Origin of the sequence: Actinokineospora sp. NBRC 105648, assembly GCF_030269645.1 — a bacterium.
GTDB lineage: Bacteria > Actinomycetota > Actinomycetes > Mycobacteriales > Pseudonocardiaceae > Actinokineospora.
The window spans coordinates 1-13,247 of record NZ_BSTR01000075.1; the positions used below are offsets into that span (position 1 = coordinate 1).

A 13,247-nucleotide genomic window follows, 5' to 3' on the forward strand; every position below is an offset into this window, starting at 1 on the left:
AAGCCGATCCCCCAACGACCGGTCGAACGGCTCAGCCACGTGCGAGGGGATCTCGGCAGCGTGCGCGTCGAGAGTCGCCTGGGCCAACTCGGTGAGCTGGGTCCTGCCCGGCAGGTACTCCAGGGCGCAGATCAGGTCGATCACCATGCCGTAACCCGGCTCTCCCCGGCGCGGGCTCAACCCGCCCGCGGTCTGGGTGGCCAACGCCTGCACCACCGACGGTTCCAGCAGGGACCTGACCAGGGGGATCTTCAGCGGCAACAGGTCGTGGGGGTGGGACATGGGCAGCCGCGCCGCCCGCGCGGCCGTCTGCACCACGTAGGCGAGCAGCATCATCACCATCCCCGCGCGCTCCCGCTGCGCCCCACCGTCCTGCGGCCACGCCCGCGGATGGGCGTGACGGTGCCAATCCACCAACGCCTCCGCCCACGCCAGCCCGACCGTCCAGTCGCTCCACACCCGAGACGTGCCGTCACTCGCGCTCGTCATCCCCACTTCTCCCCCGTCTCTGGCCTTGCCCGGCGTTCCGCGCGGGGGGAACGCCCTGGCCTGCTGACCGGCCAGGGACAACCTAACGCCCTTGGCGGAGCGCGTAGGGGTGGCGCCGACGTCATGGGCTAGCGCAGGCGGTACGCGGATGGCACCGTGGGGCCGTGCCGACATGCCCCACCTGCCTGGGATCCGGACTGCAGGACCCACCACAAGACGAAGCAGACGACGACGGCAGCCCACGCGGCACCTGCGGAAACTGCGGCGGGATCGGAGACGTGCCCTCATGAGCGAAGCCCCCCACACGAACAACCTCCCCACCCAGCCACAGGGACAGTCGGCAGCCACCACGGGATCGAAGTGCCGCAGGTGCGCCGACACCGGCACCATGAGCTGGCAGCAACCCACCCCCGGCCCGGACGGAACGATGGTCCTGCGGAACGTGACCCACCCCTGCACCTGCCAAGCCGCCCGCGACGCCGGAGTATGGCGACACCCAGCAGCAGAACGCGACCGCGTCATCGGCCGCAACCAACTCCCCGACGAACTCGCCGCAACCCTGCGCCGCATCTACCGACAAACGGACAGGACAGGCGGCTAGCAGGGCGTCCGATCCGCGCGAGATTGGCGGAGGCCCGCGTGGCAAAGCCCGCTGGCCAGAAGCGAAGTATGGGCGAAGTGTGGGTCAAGCCGGTGGTGTCGCACGGCATGGTATGGCCCATGACGAACCACCTGGTGCTCACGGCCGAGCTGATACGCGAGAAGCTGGACGAGGCGTACCTCGCGGAGAAGTTGGCCGAGCAGCCCGATTTGCCGCCCCAAGAGCTGACGCCGGTGCTGTGGACGGTGGTGTGGGGGTGGAGCGAGAACTCGCGGCACATGGACTACGCCAAGGACTACCAGCTCGCGGCCGCCGTCGGGCTGGTGGTCGCGGAGGCGACACTGCGTCGCGCGTCGGTGTCCTGGACGCTGAGCGGCACTCCACCCGAGGGCGGCACCGTCGCCGACGCCGTAGACGCCCTGGGCATCACGCTGCACGAGCAGTGGCCAAGCAACTGGCGGTGAACGTGCGACACCCAGCAGCAGAACGCGACCGCGTCCATCGGCCGCAACCAACTCCCCGACGAACTCGCCGCAACCCTGCGCCGCATCCACCAACAAGCCGCGGGGCACGACCACCGACTAGCCACCCGCCAGCCCGCGCACGCGCGCCCTCGCCCACCGGGAACGGGGCACTCCGGAGATATACTGGGGGCGAAGCCCCCAGAATGTATCGACAGGTGTGGCCCCGTCCCGAACACTTCAAAATGCCTGATCACAGGCTGCCCCGCACCACCGAGACAGCGTCAGGCCGGGTCCAGGGGCGGACAATCACCGAGCAACGCGCACAGCATCAAGGCATCGGGGTCGAGGTCGGCCGCGTGGCTCTCCACCCGGTCCAGGATGGCCGCGGCCTCGGCGCCGGTCAGGGTGATCTCCGGGCGGTCCGGGTCCAGGAACAGCCACTCGCGGCCAGGGCGGTGCGTCTCGCAGCCGCCGTAGAGCGGACCGGCCTGACACACGCTCATCCGCCACGGCAGGCCGACCGGGTCGCCATAGCGGCGGGCGATCAACTCGAACGTCGGGATCCACATCCCGACCTCGACGGCCTGAGGCCCTCGACCCCGAAAGCAGCGCGTGGCCGGGTAGGTCCACTGCAACGCCATCGCCCCCGCCGACTCCCACCCGCGGCCGGTCAGCCAGCGATCGAGCTCGGCCAAGCGCTCCAACTCGTCAGCGGTCCAGGTGGGAGTACCGGTCTCGAATGCCTGCATGCTCGTGCCGTCCTCATGTCGGTGTGGCGGGCGGGGACTGTGGGCCACACGCGCCCGCTCGGCGGGCGAGGGCCGGCTTACCTGGTAGCTCACCGGCTCCGCCTGGCCATCGGTCGCGGCTCGATCGTGACAGTGATCTTGCTGTTCCCACCGGGCGCGTCGTCCTGGCGAAACGCAATGATGACCGCAGTGCGCTCGATCCTGCGCAGCCACATCTCGACCCGGGCGGCGGGCATGGTCTTGGTGATGGTCTCGGCAGCGGCCATGAGTGTTCCCATCGTGGTCACGTGATGCTGATGTTGTCGAAGTCGGCTACGCCCAGGACTTCTTCCAAGCCGTCCTCGTAGTTGCAGATGATGGCGTTGCTGAGGGCCTCGGTTGCGTCCTTGAGGCCGTCCTTGTGGCCGTCGGCGAGCAAGCCGTTGACGGCGTCGGTGATGTAGGCGTGGACGTTGGCGCTGAACGATTCGACGTCAGGAACGTCGCGGCTGCCCTGGCCCTTGAGGGACTGCTTGTAGACGACGTCGGTCCGGCCCAGCACGGTGATCTTCACGGTCCGGCGCAGCACTTCGGCTGCCAGAGCGTTGTCGCTGACCAGAGCGATGATCTCGGGTGCGCGGGTGCGCGGGTACTCGTCGGCGTGCAGCCAGCGGCGGGCGGTACTGCGGTGCTTGCCGATCAGGTCTTGGACGTAGCGGACGGCGCCGTCACCGGCGCTGAGGCGAATGGCGGCCTGGGCGTCGTGGACGTCGGCGGAGGCCGCGAGTCGGTGCACGAGCTCTTCGAAGCTGTCGACGTTCACAGGGCACCTGCACCTTTGCGGAGGTCGTCGGCCGCGATGACCGCGCGCTGAATCGAGCCGTGGCGGCCCTTGGCGTGGGCGTCGATCAGGGCGGGGGTGATCAGGCCGTGGCGGTTGCGGTGCCACTTGCCGGGCTGCTGGTGGCTCTTGGGCATGAGGTCGGGCAGGTCGGAATACACGAGGCCGGGCGGGCGGTAGTCGGCGTCGTCGGCGACGAACCAGAAGGCGTCGATCTGTCCGCCGATCGGGTCGACATCCTCGGGGAGCTTGTCCATCGCCCGTAGGGCGTTGGTGCCGGCCTGGGAGCTGACCTGGTCGCGCCAGTCGTGGCGCAGGGTGTCGCTGCGGTTGACGTCGGCCGAGGCCAGCAGGCCACCGAGGAACGTCGAGTACATGAGCTTGAGCACGGCCAAGGCGAGAGCCGCGCCGGGCTCGCCGGCATCGCGAGCCGCGGTCAGCGTGGTGCGGGCGGTGAGTACGTGGCTGCTCCACACGGCGAGGCGGCGACCGTGGCGCCCTCGGGGCCAGAGCACCACCTGGTCGACGTCGAGGTCGACGCCGCGGCCGTGCAGGTACTTGACTTCCGGGGCGGCGATCCACACCCCGGCGTCGATCCGGGCCAGGGAGTACCGCGCGGCCGGGCGCAGGCCGGACAGGTCCGGGCGGGCGGCCAGGCGGGCGTACCCGGCGCGCTGGGCGACCTCGCGCACGGTGGCGGCGCTGGGGGACTCGATCAGGTCCGGTTCGCCGTCGCCGCACTCGGTCGAGCGGGCGGCGCCGGGGAACTGGGCGGTGACGTCGAACTCGATCACCTGCTGCCCGAGTCGGGGACTGGTGTCGGGGTTGACAAAGGCCCATCCGCGCCGGGTGCCGGCGTCGGCGGTGCCCGCGCTGATCGCTCGGGCCAGCTCCGAGCGCAGCCGTTCCGGCTGGACCATGGCCCCGTTGGCGGCGGCCAGCAGGGTGTAGAGGTCGATCGCGGTCTGCCCGCGCCATCCCACGAATCGCACCGGCCGGCCGAGGACCTGCACGTGCTCGTGCCAGACGGCCAGTGAGGTGGTCACCTCATCCTCGGTGGCGTCCGGCTCGATCGCGTCGCCGCGCACCTCTTCCGCCCATGCCACGCGTTCCTGCTCGGCGTCGTGGGCGGTGGGGGTGGCCGCTCGGGCGGCTTTGCGGCGCACGTAGCCGCCCGCGGCGGGGGGGACCGGCGCGACCGAGGGGGCGGCGGGAACCACCGGCGGCGGCGGGGTCGCCGCGGGCTGCGAGACGGGGGCGGGGGCCTCACCCCGCTCGGCGGCGAGCCGGTCGGCGGTCTTGCGGGCGGCGCGGCCCAACGCCTCGATCTGGGCGAGCAGGCGGCCACGCTCGTGCGGGGCCGCTTCCTCGTGCGCCAGCCACCACAGGTCGCGGAGCTGGTCGGGGTCCTGTGTCGCCGCCACGTCGCGCAACAGCGACCGCCAGTTGTGCCCCATCCTGATTCCTTCGGGTTCAGTCACACCCCCACCCTACTGCCAACTTACAGAGTTTGGGAGTACCAGAGTTACGGATTCTGTTTCGTGTCGAGCAGAGAGACGCGCAGTTCGTCCTCGGTGTCTCCCACGAGCTTGTGTGCGTTGGCGATCAGGAGGTCCACGGCCAGGCGCAGCAGCGTGTTGTCGGTGATCCGCTCGCCGTTGTTGCGGCGGTTCCTGGCGACCTCACGGCGCAGGGCGGCAAGGTCGGTCACCTGGTCCGGGCGTAGCCGGCTTTCCCCGCGGATCATCTGCTGGTACCGCGGTTGGTCCTCGCTGCCCGCGCGTGGCCGTCCGGCGGTGGGCGCGGGTTCCTTGCCGACGTTGAGGTCTTCGACCCGCGGTGTGAGCGGGGGCGGGGGTGGGATCTTGGTGCCGGGATTCTTGCGTGGAACCTTGGCGGTCATCGGGTCACCTTCGCGAACAGGCACAGGGCAAGTCGGGTGTAGAGGTCCGCGACGAGGCGGGCCGGGGCACCGGGCAGCAACCTGACCGGGATTTCGGTGTCGGCGGCGTCCTTGATCGCGGCGCGCTCGGGGATGTGCAGGGCCAGCTCCGGCGCGGCGAGAGTCTCGGGGGTGGAATCGGTGGTGAGCAGGTCCGCGCCGAAGGTCGCCGGGAGCTGGTCGAGTTGGTAGCGGTGCGCGCCTACCCGCGCGTCCGCACGGTTGACGACGACTCCCAGGAACCGCAGGTCCGGGTTTCCCAGCCCCCTGAGCGTCTTGGCATCGCGCACGAAGTCACGGAAGCGGATGGCCCCGTCGACCCCGTCGTACTCCGGATCCGCGACGGCCAAGGCCCAGTGCGCGGCGGCCAGGGCGAGTTGGGTGAGGTGCGCCATCGAGGGCTGGGAGTCGAGCAGCGTGATGTCGTAGTCGTCGTCGACACCCTCAAGTGCGTTGGCCAGGCGCAGGACCGCGCCGACCACGCCTGCCTCGCTGAGCCTGTTGTCCAGGTCGAAGCGGGCCGGGATGACGTGGACCAGCTCCCCGTACTGGCCGGGCCACCCGCAGGGCCGGATGGCCTGGGCGGCGACCCCCGTCTCTCCGGAGCGCACGACCTCGGAGGTGGTCAGGGTCGGATGGTTGGGGTCGAACGCGGATCCCAGGCGTCGAGAGGCGTTGCCCTGGGGATCCATGTCGACCACCAAGACGCGCTTGCCCTGCTCGGCCCAGGCAGCGGCGAGCAGGGTGGTGGTGGCCGTCTTGCCGGATCCGCCCTTGTGGTTGCCCACGGCGATACGTACCGCCATCGGGTATCTCCCAGAGTCGGGGACTCCGGAATTCCCGGAGTCCGGTACTCCGGCAGTCTGGCAGTCGGGGAGTACGACGCAAAGGGCTGGGGCCGACTCGATCGAGTCGGCCCCAGCCCTTTGCGGTCGGCTAGCGAGGGTTGAGCTCCTCCCACTCCTGCTGCGCCCGCTCCATCCGACGCTGCTGGGCCGCGAATGCACGCACGTCGGCGGCCCAGTAGCCAATAATCCCGGCGAGGTCGGCCTGACGAGTGACCACGCGGTGCATGGCGGCTACGGCCGCTCCGTGGGAACGCCCGTAGCCGGAGTTGCGGATGAAGTTGAGGGGCAATGTGCCCATGGCCATGCCCCTCTGGAGCTGCTTGGCCAGCTCGGCGGCTGCCCGGTGCAGCCCCGCGACCTGCTCCAGGACGTCGGCGGCATCGCTTGCGGGCAACGGTCGGTGCTCGCCGTAGCCGGTGCTCAACTTGGCGGCGCTGACGATCTGCTCGGTGGCGGTGGCGACCGTCTGGGCGATCGCGCGGGTGCTGCTCATGGTGATCCTTTCGACGGGGTTGCGGCGGGTTCTAGTCGACGCCGCATTTTCGGCAGTTGCGGTCAGTTGCGGGTGCGTGCGTGCTGCTGCTGCATCGCGGACAGGGCGTGCGTGGTCTCGGCGAGGGCGGCCGCGGTGTTGGCGTTCCTGCGCTCGCGGTCGGCGAGCCGGCGCAGGCCGTCGATGCACTCGCTCATGGCCTGGTCGATGGGGATGGTCACGGTGGGGGTGGTGAGGTAGCCGGCCCCCTTGAGCAGTCCCTCGGCCAGTTCGGCCAACGCGATGTGCACCTGGCTGATCTGGCCGGCGATGTGGGAGACGATGAAAGTGGGCAACGGCCGGTCTTCCGTGCGGCGCGCGGAGTGGTTGGCGGCGCGGGTGATCAGTCCGGCGGCCTCGGTGACGGAGCGGACCAGGTCGGAGCTGTGCATCATCGGGGGGTTCCTTTCACGGCGGTCGTGGGGGTGCGTGCGGTGCCGAGGGTTCGGGTGGGGGTCGCGCACTGACGGGCGCGGGTGTCGGCTTGGTGGTCGGTGAGTGCGGCGGCCTCGGCGATCACGTCGCGCACCAGGTCGAGGTGCCCGCACGGGTTGCGCCACCGGTCGACGCTGACCCGGGTGGGTGGGCCGGACCGGCGGTGGTAGTCGAGCCGGACGCGCTCGACGTCGCCCCGGGGACGACGGCAAGCCGGGTCCGGGCAGAGCCAGCGCAGCCGCAGCACCAGGACCGAGCCGGGCGCGGCGGGGTCGCCGACGCGCACGGTCCGGATCGGGGCGCGGCCACGCTCATTCACGGCAGGAGGTCCCTTCGGCGGGGTGTATGTGATGACCATACAGCAGACTTACAGACTCCCGGAGTCTGGATTTCTGTCATTTCATGGCCAAAATGTGGTCACAGCGGGCGGGGGTCGTCCGGCATCCCCAACCGCTCCCACTCGGCGAGTTCGTAGCCTCCGTGAGCGACCAGGCGCCGCACGTGGCGGACGTCGCGGCTAGTCCAGTCGCCGGGGCGCACGTACCGGATTTCGCCCTCCAGGTCGGCCAGGACCAGGGCGACCGCGACGCGATGGCGGGCCTGCCCGCCGGTGTCGCCCTGTGCGACCAACCAGTCCTCCAGGGCGTCGAGCGGCTCGCCCTCGTCGTCGGTGGGCGCGCCGCACCACCGGGCCGCGTCGTCGAGCGAGTCGTGGCCACCGACCGGGGCCTCGCCGCACACCGCGTCGGACAGGATGTCCAGGACCAGGTCGGCGGGCAGCTCCCCGGCGACCAGGCGGGCACAGGCGGCATCACGCTCGGCGGCCGCGGCGTGACCGGAGACCTGGGCTTGGCGGTGCTGCTCCCACACGCTCGGCCCGTCGGTGCTTCCGTCGGAAGCGCCCTCGTCAGTCTCGTCGTCCTCGACGTCGGCCGGCAGCGGGATGGTGCGGCTGAAGTAGGCGGCCACGGGGCCCGAGGTCCGGTTGTAGATGGTGGCCAGCGTGTCGGCGGGGCTGGCGATCTGGTCGAGCGTGGTCTCGTCGGGCAGGCGGTGCCGGTGGTACTCCCAGCCCAGGACGGTCGCGGGGTTGTCGACGACCTCGATGCCCGCGGCTTCGACCGTTTGGCGCAGGGTGGCGACCGCCTTGTCCGTGGCGATGCGGGTTTTGCGGGCCTCGACCCACGGTCCGATGGGGTCGGCCTTGTCGCGGTCGTTGGCGGGGGCGGTGCGCCAGGCGTCCCACGCCGCGGCGACCTCGCCCTTGGGCAGTTCCAACAGCTTGAGCGCGGCGGCGACGGTCAGCTCGCGCGATTCCAGTGCGGCGCGGGCGGTGTCGGGGAGTTTGAGCAGCTTCAGGCGCTTGTTGACCTGGCCGGGGGAGACGCCGGTGACGGCGGCGATCTCCCGCTCGGACAGCCCGGTGTCGCGCAGTGCGGCCATCCCCTCGGCCTCTTCGATCGGTGACAGGTCCGCGCGCTGCATGTTCTCGATCAGCATCACCGCGAGGGCGGCCTGGGCGGGGGCCAGGTCGTCGCGGACGATGATCGGCACGGTGTCCAGGCCCGCGCGGTCGGCGGCCTCCAGGCGGCGGTGTCCGCAGACCACGACCCAGTTCCCCACGCCCAAACCCTGGTCGGCCGCGTCGGGGTTGGCCGTCAGGTAGGCATCTATCGACACGACGGTGAGGGGCTGCACCACGCCGTGCTCGGCGACCGATGCGGTCAGCTCGGTGAGGTCGCCCAGGTGCCGGCGGGGGTTGTGCGGGTGGGCGGTCACCTCGGCCGGATGAACCGCGGGTAGGTCCGCGGTGGGCTGCACGGTCCCGTCCGTCGCGGCGACGGGGTTGATGGTCATCTCGTCTGGGTTCCTTCCGGGTGTGGTCTGCGGGTCCGGCGGCCGGTCAGCGGACCGGAGGGGTCCGAGGGTCGCGGACCTGGTTGACCGCGTCGACCAGCAGGGTGTGGTGGTCGAACGCGAGGGCGTCGTCCCGCAGGGCGTCGGTGAGGGGCACCCAGCGCGCGGCGGCGGCGTCGTCACCGGCGGCCGGGGCGGGCATGGTGGACAGCACCAGCAGGTAGCACACGGACACGACGTGCCCGCGCGGGTCGCGGGCGGGGTCGTCGTAGATGCCCAGCCGGTGCAGCCGCTCGACCGAGGCCGCGATCCCGGTCTCCTCCCGCAGCTCGCGGGCGGCGGCCTCGGCCAGGGTCTCGCCGTGCTCAAGGTGGCCGCCGGGCAGTGCCCACCGGCCCAGGTAGGGCGGCGTGCCGCGCTGGATCAGCAGCACGTGCCGGTCGATCGGGTCGACCACGTAGCCGGTGAACACCACGATGTCGACCACGAGCCGGGGACCGGCGGGGCGAGGCTTGGGGATGGAGACGACGCTGGACATGAGGTCCTTCCTGGCACGGCGGGTGGCGCGCTGGTCGGGGGTCATGGCTGCTCGGTGGGCCACGCGGTGTCGCCCTTGGCGGGCTTGAGCACGCGGGGGAGGTGGACGTGGAGGTGCTCGACGGTGCCGGTGACGCCCCGCTCGGCCAGGGCCGCGGCGAGCGCGTCGACCAGGGCGACGGAGCGGTGCCTGCCGCCGGCGCAGCCGATGGCGATGCGGCGCGGTCGGTCCGGTGGCAGCGCCCGCAGGGCGTGGACGTGGGCGAGCAGGGCGCCCAGCAGGTCGCGGGCGCCGGGGGTGTCGAGCACGACCGCGCGGACGCGCGGGTCCTGGCCGGTCAGGTCGAGCAGGTCGGTGCGCACGGCCGGGTCGCGCAGGGACAGCCGGACGTCGACCACGACCTCGGCCTCCGGGCGCTGGTGCAGGTACCCGAACGAGATGAGCTGCACGGGCGGGGCGGGCTGGGGGGTCATCGGTGCCCTCCGGTGAGGATGTGGACGCTGGCGAAGCCCTCGCGGTGGAGGGTGGGCAGGCCGCGGCGGACCGCCCGGTGCTGGGTGGCGACGGTGCGGGGGTCGACGCGACGGCCCCACCGGGCACCGGGCGGGCGCGGGGGCCGGTCGAGCTGGCGGGCGAGGCAGACGATCAGCGGGGTGTCCACCGCGATGGCGACGGCGGGCAGGTGGTGCCGGTCGGCCATGCCGACCAGCACCACCCGGTGCGCCAAGAGGGTGTGGGTGGCGTCGACCACCGTGGTCAGCCCGGCGGCGCACCGCTCGGTGACGCGGCGGTGGGCGAGACGCACGGCGCGCTCGGTGGCGTCCTGGTCGGACTCGTCGCCGGTGATCTCCTCCCGGCACCGGTCGTAGCCGACGACCGCGACGGCCGGGTCCTGGTCGGCCAGGGCTGCGGCGAGGGTGGACTTCCCGGCGCCGCTGGCGCCGATCAGCACGACCACGGCCGGGGCGGGCAGGGGCAAGGCCAAGGGGGTGGGCATCAGCGGCCCGCCGTCTGCTCGTCGTCGCAGCCGGGCTGACCGCTCAGGTGCTCCATGCGGCGGCCGACCACGCCGGTGCACAGGCAGGCGCCTGTGGGCTCGTCGTCGGTGGTCGGTGCGGGCGGGCGGGGCTTGGTGGTGCTGGGCATGATGGTGGTCCTTCCGTGTGTCGGGAGGGGATCCGGTTCGGCGGGCGGTGCTTGCCGGCGTCGGCCCGCCGAACCGGGGCTCGAGGTTTTTCAGACCTTCAGGCGGCCGCGATCGGCCAAGGTGAGAGCCAGGCGCTCGACCCGGTCCCAGTCGGCGCGCAGCAGCCGCTCGGCGGTGTCGCGCAGCTGGCGTTCGGACCAGGCGCGGGAGGGCTCGTGGCGTCGGCGGATCTTGCGGAACACGGCGAGGTCGGGCGACTGCCCGCTGCGCCGGCACCGGAAGCCGGGGTGCGCGTCGCTGAAGAGGTCGTCGGCGACGCACCCGGCGAGCAGCCCGACCAGGTAGTCGCGGTCCTGGTCGGGGGTCTCGGCCCGCCAGTCGACCGAGCACATCCCGTGCGCGCTGGTGCCGCGCCCGCGCACCCACACGCGCGTGATCCGGGCGTCGGGCATGGCGGACCAGACGAGGTAGTGGGCGACCTCGTGCGTGGCGACCTGCAGGCGGTGCAGGTCGGTCTCGGGCTCGTCGCGGTCGGTGTGGAAGTCGAACATTGTCGGCCTCTCCGGCTACTCATGGTGACTGTCAGCGGGTGTCAGCGGCGGGTGTCAGGGGAGGGGATCCGGGCCGTCAGACGGGTGTCAGACGGGGTCTCGCGCGCGCGTGTAGGTGGGGGAATCCCGGCGTCTGACAGTCAGCGGGTGTCAGGTGTCAGGACTCCCCCACGCGGTCACGCTGCGTGGCGCTCGGTGGTGGGCGGGAAGCGGTAGCGGCCCTGGGTGCTGGTCTCGATCAGGGCGCCGTTGTCGGCCATGCGGCTCATTTCGGCGCTGACCCACGGGCGGCTTCGGGTGCTCGCGTAGTAGTCGTCGGGGATGTCCTTGGGCCCGACCTCGGTCGCGCCCTCGGTGCGGAGCCGGTCGAGGATGTCGCGCAGCAGGGCGCGGGCCTCGGCCGCGGTGGGCTTGGTCTCGGGGAACTCGATCGCGAGGGCCAGGGGGTCCAGCTCGGGCAGCTCGGTGTCGGGGTCGACGCCCTGGTCGGTGTCGGGCTCCGGGTTCTCCCGCGGCTCCCGGGTGCCGGCGTCTTCCTTGCTCGTGAGGCTGACCTCGCGGAACGGATCGACGGTGAAGCGGCGGGGCGGGTCGGTGGGCATGGGGGCCTCTCCCGGGGCGGCGATCAGCTCGGCGTTGTGGGGGTTGACCGGGCGGACCGCGGCGATGGCGGCGATCAGCTCGTCGTCGGTGACAGACCAGGTGCGGGCGGGCATCGCCTGGCGGTCGACGTCGATCCCGGGGGCCTCCAGGTAGCAGTAACCCGGCTTCTGGTTCTTCCAGGCGGCGGGGTTCGCGCCCGCGTCGATCACCTCGTCGGAGAGCGCGAACTGGGCGTCGCGCAGTTCCTTCACCCCGAAGCACCACACGGCGCCGAGCTGCGCCCGGACGTCGGTGGTGATGTTGCGGTGGCTGGGGCGCTGCAACGAGATCACGATGGACATGCCCGCGGACCGGGCCTGCTGGGAGAGGTCGATCATGGTGTCGGAGTCGCGGACCAGCTGCGCGGCCTCTTCGATCCAGATGACCTCGTAGTCCAGGCCGGCGCAGTCGGCGGACCCGCACTTGTCGCACGGGCCGCCGGCCAGACGCTCGGCCCACACGCTGGTCCCGACCTCCTCGACCCACTGGTCGTAGCCGTGGTCGCCCAGCCAGCTGGCGCGCTCGGTGACCTTGGGCAGCAGCCCGTCGACCAACGCTTCGGCGCTGGCCAGGTCCAGTGCCATCCCGTCGAGGTAGGGCGCGAACCGGCCCACGGTCTGGCGGCCCTTGGCCGGGTCGACCACGGTCAGGCGGGTGTCCCGGCGGGTCAGGATCTCGGTCCAGGCGCACTTGGCGCCGTGCGACTTGCCGGAGCCGTTCATGCCCATGGCGATCATGTGGGTGGCGTTGCGGGGGTTGGTCGGGTCCTTGCTCCCGGGCAGCCACAGGAGAATCAGCTCGCCGTCCTCGTAGAGGCCCAGCACCAGCGGAGCGCTGATCGAGCCGCCGGGGGCGGACGGGCCGGGCCAGTGGGTGGCGGTCTTGAGCACGTCGCGCGGGACGATCGTGAGCTTCGCGCGGTCGGCGTGCTCGGGGTCCTCGGCGATGCGCACCGCGTTCGCGGGCACGGACAAGGCGCTGGCGATGCGGCCCTTGGCGCCTTGGACGTCGGCGGCGACGAGCTTGCCGGGGGGCAGTTGTAGCTCGGCCTCGACCTTGTTCGGGGCGACGGTGATCTCGCCCCGAACCTTGGTGCCGGCGAGCCGGACCGCACCCCACAGGGCGCCATCGCCGGTCTTCTCCCCGTCGTTGTTGTCCTTGCCCTTGAGCAGGGACCGCAGGTTCCAGGTCAGGGCCACGGCCGCGCCGCCCATCAGCCACAGGTCGAGCAGGGGGTGGCTGGCCGGGCCGACGATGGTCGCCGCGGTGAACCACGTCGAGGCGATGCCGACGGTGGCGGTGGAGTGCGCGCGGATCGCGGGCCGGGGGCTGCTGACCCGGGCGGTGGCGGCGGTCAGCGCGGTACCGGCCAGGGTCAGCCCCGCGGCGGCCCAGGGCAGCGCGGCCGCGTTGGTGCCCCACATCTCGTGGGAGAGCGCGGACACCGGCCACAGCGACGCCGTGCACAACCACGGCGGGAGCATGCCGACCAGGCGGTCGCGCAGGCCCCGGGCCTCCTGCAGGGATGATGCCATCGGGAATACGGTCCCGCTGTTGATGCGACTCATGACTACGTGTTCCTTTCACTGTTTTCCGTGCGGGTACCGCATTCGCCGATAATGTCGGCTGGGT

18 protein-coding genes are annotated in these 13,247 nt (G+C 71.8%); 1 reads left to right on the forward strand and 17 read right to left on the reverse strand.

From position 1 onward, the window contains the following. The coding region (locus QSK30_RS34980) for a hypothetical protein (RefSeq protein WP_285509680.1) at positions 1-489 on the reverse strand (489 nt) is incomplete at its 3' end. Positions 490-1,209: 720 nt separating this feature from the next. Here QSK30_RS34980 and QSK30_RS34985 point away from each other — a divergent pair. Then, on the forward strand, positions 1,210-1,554 hold the full coding sequence (locus QSK30_RS34985) for a hypothetical protein (RefSeq protein ID WP_285509682.1): 345 nt from the start codon (positions 1,210-1,212) through the stop codon (positions 1,552-1,554). A 281-nt stretch (positions 1,555-1,835) separates the two neighbouring features. Here QSK30_RS34985 and QSK30_RS34990 read toward each other — a convergent pair whose 3' ends face one another. The 16 genes from QSK30_RS34990 to QSK30_RS35065 all read right to left on the reverse strand — a co-directional run bounded on the left by QSK30_RS34990 (position 1,836) and on the right by QSK30_RS35065 (position 13,150). Next, complete coding sequence (locus tag QSK30_RS34990) at positions 1,836-2,303, reverse strand: hypothetical protein (protein ID WP_285509684.1); 468 nt, start codon at positions 2,301-2,303, stop codon at positions 1,836-1,838. A gap of 89 nt (positions 2,304-2,392) precedes the next feature. After that, positions 2,393-2,569 (reverse strand): hypothetical protein, encoded by a 177-nt coding sequence (locus QSK30_RS34995; protein ID WP_285509686.1) that lies wholly within the window; start codon positions 2,567-2,569, stop codon positions 2,393-2,395. Between the two features lie 17 nt (positions 2,570-2,586). After that, on the reverse strand, positions 2,587-3,105 hold the full coding sequence (locus QSK30_RS35000) for a hypothetical protein (protein WP_285509688.1): 519 nt from the start codon (positions 3,103-3,105) through the stop codon (positions 2,587-2,589). Continuing rightward, the gene (locus QSK30_RS35005) at positions 3,102-4,604 is read right to left on the reverse strand and encodes a hypothetical protein (protein WP_285509689.1); all 1,503 of its coding nucleotides are present in this window, start codon (positions 4,602-4,604) and stop codon (positions 3,102-3,104) included. The genes QSK30_RS35000 and QSK30_RS35005 overlap by 4 nt, the downstream gene beginning before the upstream one ends. Positions 4,605-4,648: 44 nt before the next feature. Beyond that, the gene (locus QSK30_RS35010) at positions 4,649-5,026 is read right to left on the reverse strand and encodes a hypothetical protein (RefSeq protein WP_285509690.1); all 378 of its coding nucleotides are present in this window, start codon (positions 5,024-5,026) and stop codon (positions 4,649-4,651) included. Next, complete coding sequence (locus QSK30_RS35015) at positions 5,023-5,871, reverse strand: ParA family protein (RefSeq protein ID WP_285509691.1); 849 nt, start codon at positions 5,869-5,871, stop codon at positions 5,023-5,025. Before QSK30_RS35015 ends, QSK30_RS35010 begins: the two co-directional genes overlap by 4 nt. A 130-nt stretch (positions 5,872-6,001) precedes the next feature. Further along, positions 6,002-6,406, reverse strand: a complete 405-nt coding sequence (locus QSK30_RS35020) for a hypothetical protein (RefSeq protein ID WP_285509693.1) — start codon at positions 6,404-6,406, stop codon at positions 6,002-6,004. 62 nt (positions 6,407-6,468) lie between these two features. After that, the gene (locus tag QSK30_RS35025; protein WP_285509695.1) at positions 6,469-6,840 is read right to left on the reverse strand and encodes a hypothetical protein; all 372 of its coding nucleotides are present in this window, start codon (positions 6,838-6,840) and stop codon (positions 6,469-6,471) included. After that, on the reverse strand, positions 6,837-7,199 hold the full coding sequence (locus tag QSK30_RS35030; RefSeq protein ID WP_285509697.1) for a hypothetical protein: 363 nt from the start codon (positions 7,197-7,199) through the stop codon (positions 6,837-6,839). Before QSK30_RS35030 ends, QSK30_RS35025 begins: the two co-directional genes overlap by 4 nt. A gap of 98 nt (positions 7,200-7,297) precedes the next feature. After that, a complete protein-coding gene (locus QSK30_RS35035; protein WP_285509699.1) occupies positions 7,298-8,737 on the reverse strand; it encodes a ParB/RepB/Spo0J family partition protein in 1,440 nt (479 codons plus the stop codon). Between the two features lie 46 nt (positions 8,738-8,783). Further along, positions 8,784-9,320, reverse strand: coding sequence for an NUDIX domain-containing protein (locus QSK30_RS35040; protein ID WP_285509701.1), 537 nt, complete (start codon positions 9,318-9,320; stop codon positions 8,784-8,786). Further along, positions 9,317-9,748, reverse strand: a complete 432-nt coding sequence (locus QSK30_RS35045; RefSeq protein WP_285509703.1) for a RapZ C-terminal domain-containing protein — start codon at positions 9,746-9,748, stop codon at positions 9,317-9,319. The genes QSK30_RS35040 and QSK30_RS35045 overlap by 4 nt, the downstream gene beginning before the upstream one ends. Beyond that, the gene (locus QSK30_RS35050; protein WP_285509705.1) at positions 9,745-10,272 is read right to left on the reverse strand and encodes an AAA family ATPase; all 528 of its coding nucleotides are present in this window, start codon (positions 10,270-10,272) and stop codon (positions 9,745-9,747) included. The genes QSK30_RS35045 and QSK30_RS35050 overlap by 4 nt, the downstream gene beginning before the upstream one ends. Further along, complete coding sequence (locus QSK30_RS35055; RefSeq protein ID WP_285509707.1) at positions 10,272-10,421, reverse strand: hypothetical protein; 150 nt, start codon at positions 10,419-10,421, stop codon at positions 10,272-10,274. The genes QSK30_RS35050 and QSK30_RS35055 overlap by 1 nt, the downstream gene beginning before the upstream one ends. Positions 10,422-10,511: 90 nt before the next feature. Next, entirely contained in the window at positions 10,512-10,973 is a 462-nt protein-coding gene (locus tag QSK30_RS35060) for a hypothetical protein (protein WP_285509709.1), read from the reverse strand. A 176-nt stretch (positions 10,974-11,149) separates the two neighbouring features. After that, positions 11,150-13,150: an FtsK/SpoIIIE domain-containing protein gene (locus QSK30_RS35065; protein ID WP_285509711.1), complete on the reverse strand. Its 2,001-nt coding sequence runs from the start codon at positions 13,148-13,150 to the stop codon at positions 11,150-11,152. Positions 13,151-13,247 lie beyond the last annotated feature (97 nt).

Coding starts and splice junctions, on each gene's coding strand:
- QSK30_RS34985 (WP_285509682.1), top strand. CDS start 1,210: ATGACGAACCACCTGGTGCTCACGGCCGAGCTGATACGCGAGAAGCTG.
- QSK30_RS34990 (WP_285509684.1), bottom strand. CDS start 2,303: ATGCAGGCATTCGAGACCGGTACTCCCACCTGGACCGCTGACGAGTTG.
- QSK30_RS34995 (WP_285509686.1), bottom strand. CDS start 2,569: ATGGCCGCTGCCGAGACCATCACCAAGACCATGCCCGCCGCCCGGGTC.
- QSK30_RS35010 (WP_285509690.1), bottom strand. CDS start 5,026: ATGACCGCCAAGGTTCCACGCAAGAATCCCGGCACCAAGATCCCACCC.
- QSK30_RS35015 (WP_285509691.1), bottom strand. CDS start 5,871: ATGGCGGTACGTATCGCCGTGGGCAACCACAAGGGCGGATCCGGCAAG.
- QSK30_RS35020 (WP_285509693.1), bottom strand. CDS start 6,406: ATGAGCAGCACCCGCGCGATCGCCCAGACGGTCGCCACCGCCACCGAG.
- QSK30_RS35025 (WP_285509695.1), bottom strand. CDS start 6,840: ATGATGCACAGCTCCGACCTGGTCCGCTCCGTCACCGAGGCCGCCGGA.
- QSK30_RS35035 (WP_285509699.1), bottom strand. CDS start 8,737: ATGACCATCAACCCCGTCGCCGCGACGGACGGGACCGTGCAGCCCACC.
- QSK30_RS35040 (WP_285509701.1), bottom strand. CDS start 9,320: ATGACCCCCGACCAGCGCGCCACCCGCCGTGCCAGGAAGGACCTCATG.
- QSK30_RS35045 (WP_285509703.1), bottom strand. CDS start 9,748: ATGACCCCCCAGCCCGCCCCGCCCGTGCAGCTCATCTCGTTCGGGTAC.
- QSK30_RS35050 (WP_285509705.1), bottom strand. CDS start 10,272: ATGCCCACCCCCTTGGCCTTGCCCCTGCCCGCCCCGGCCGTGGTCGTG.
- QSK30_RS35055 (WP_285509707.1), bottom strand. CDS start 10,421: ATGCCCAGCACCACCAAGCCCCGCCCGCCCGCACCGACCACCGACGAC.
- QSK30_RS35060 (WP_285509709.1), bottom strand. CDS start 10,973: ATGTTCGACTTCCACACCGACCGCGACGAGCCCGAGACCGACCTGCAC.
- QSK30_RS35065 (WP_285509711.1), bottom strand. CDS start 13,150: ATGGCATCATCCCTGCAGGAGGCCCGGGGCCTGCGCGACCGCCTGGTC.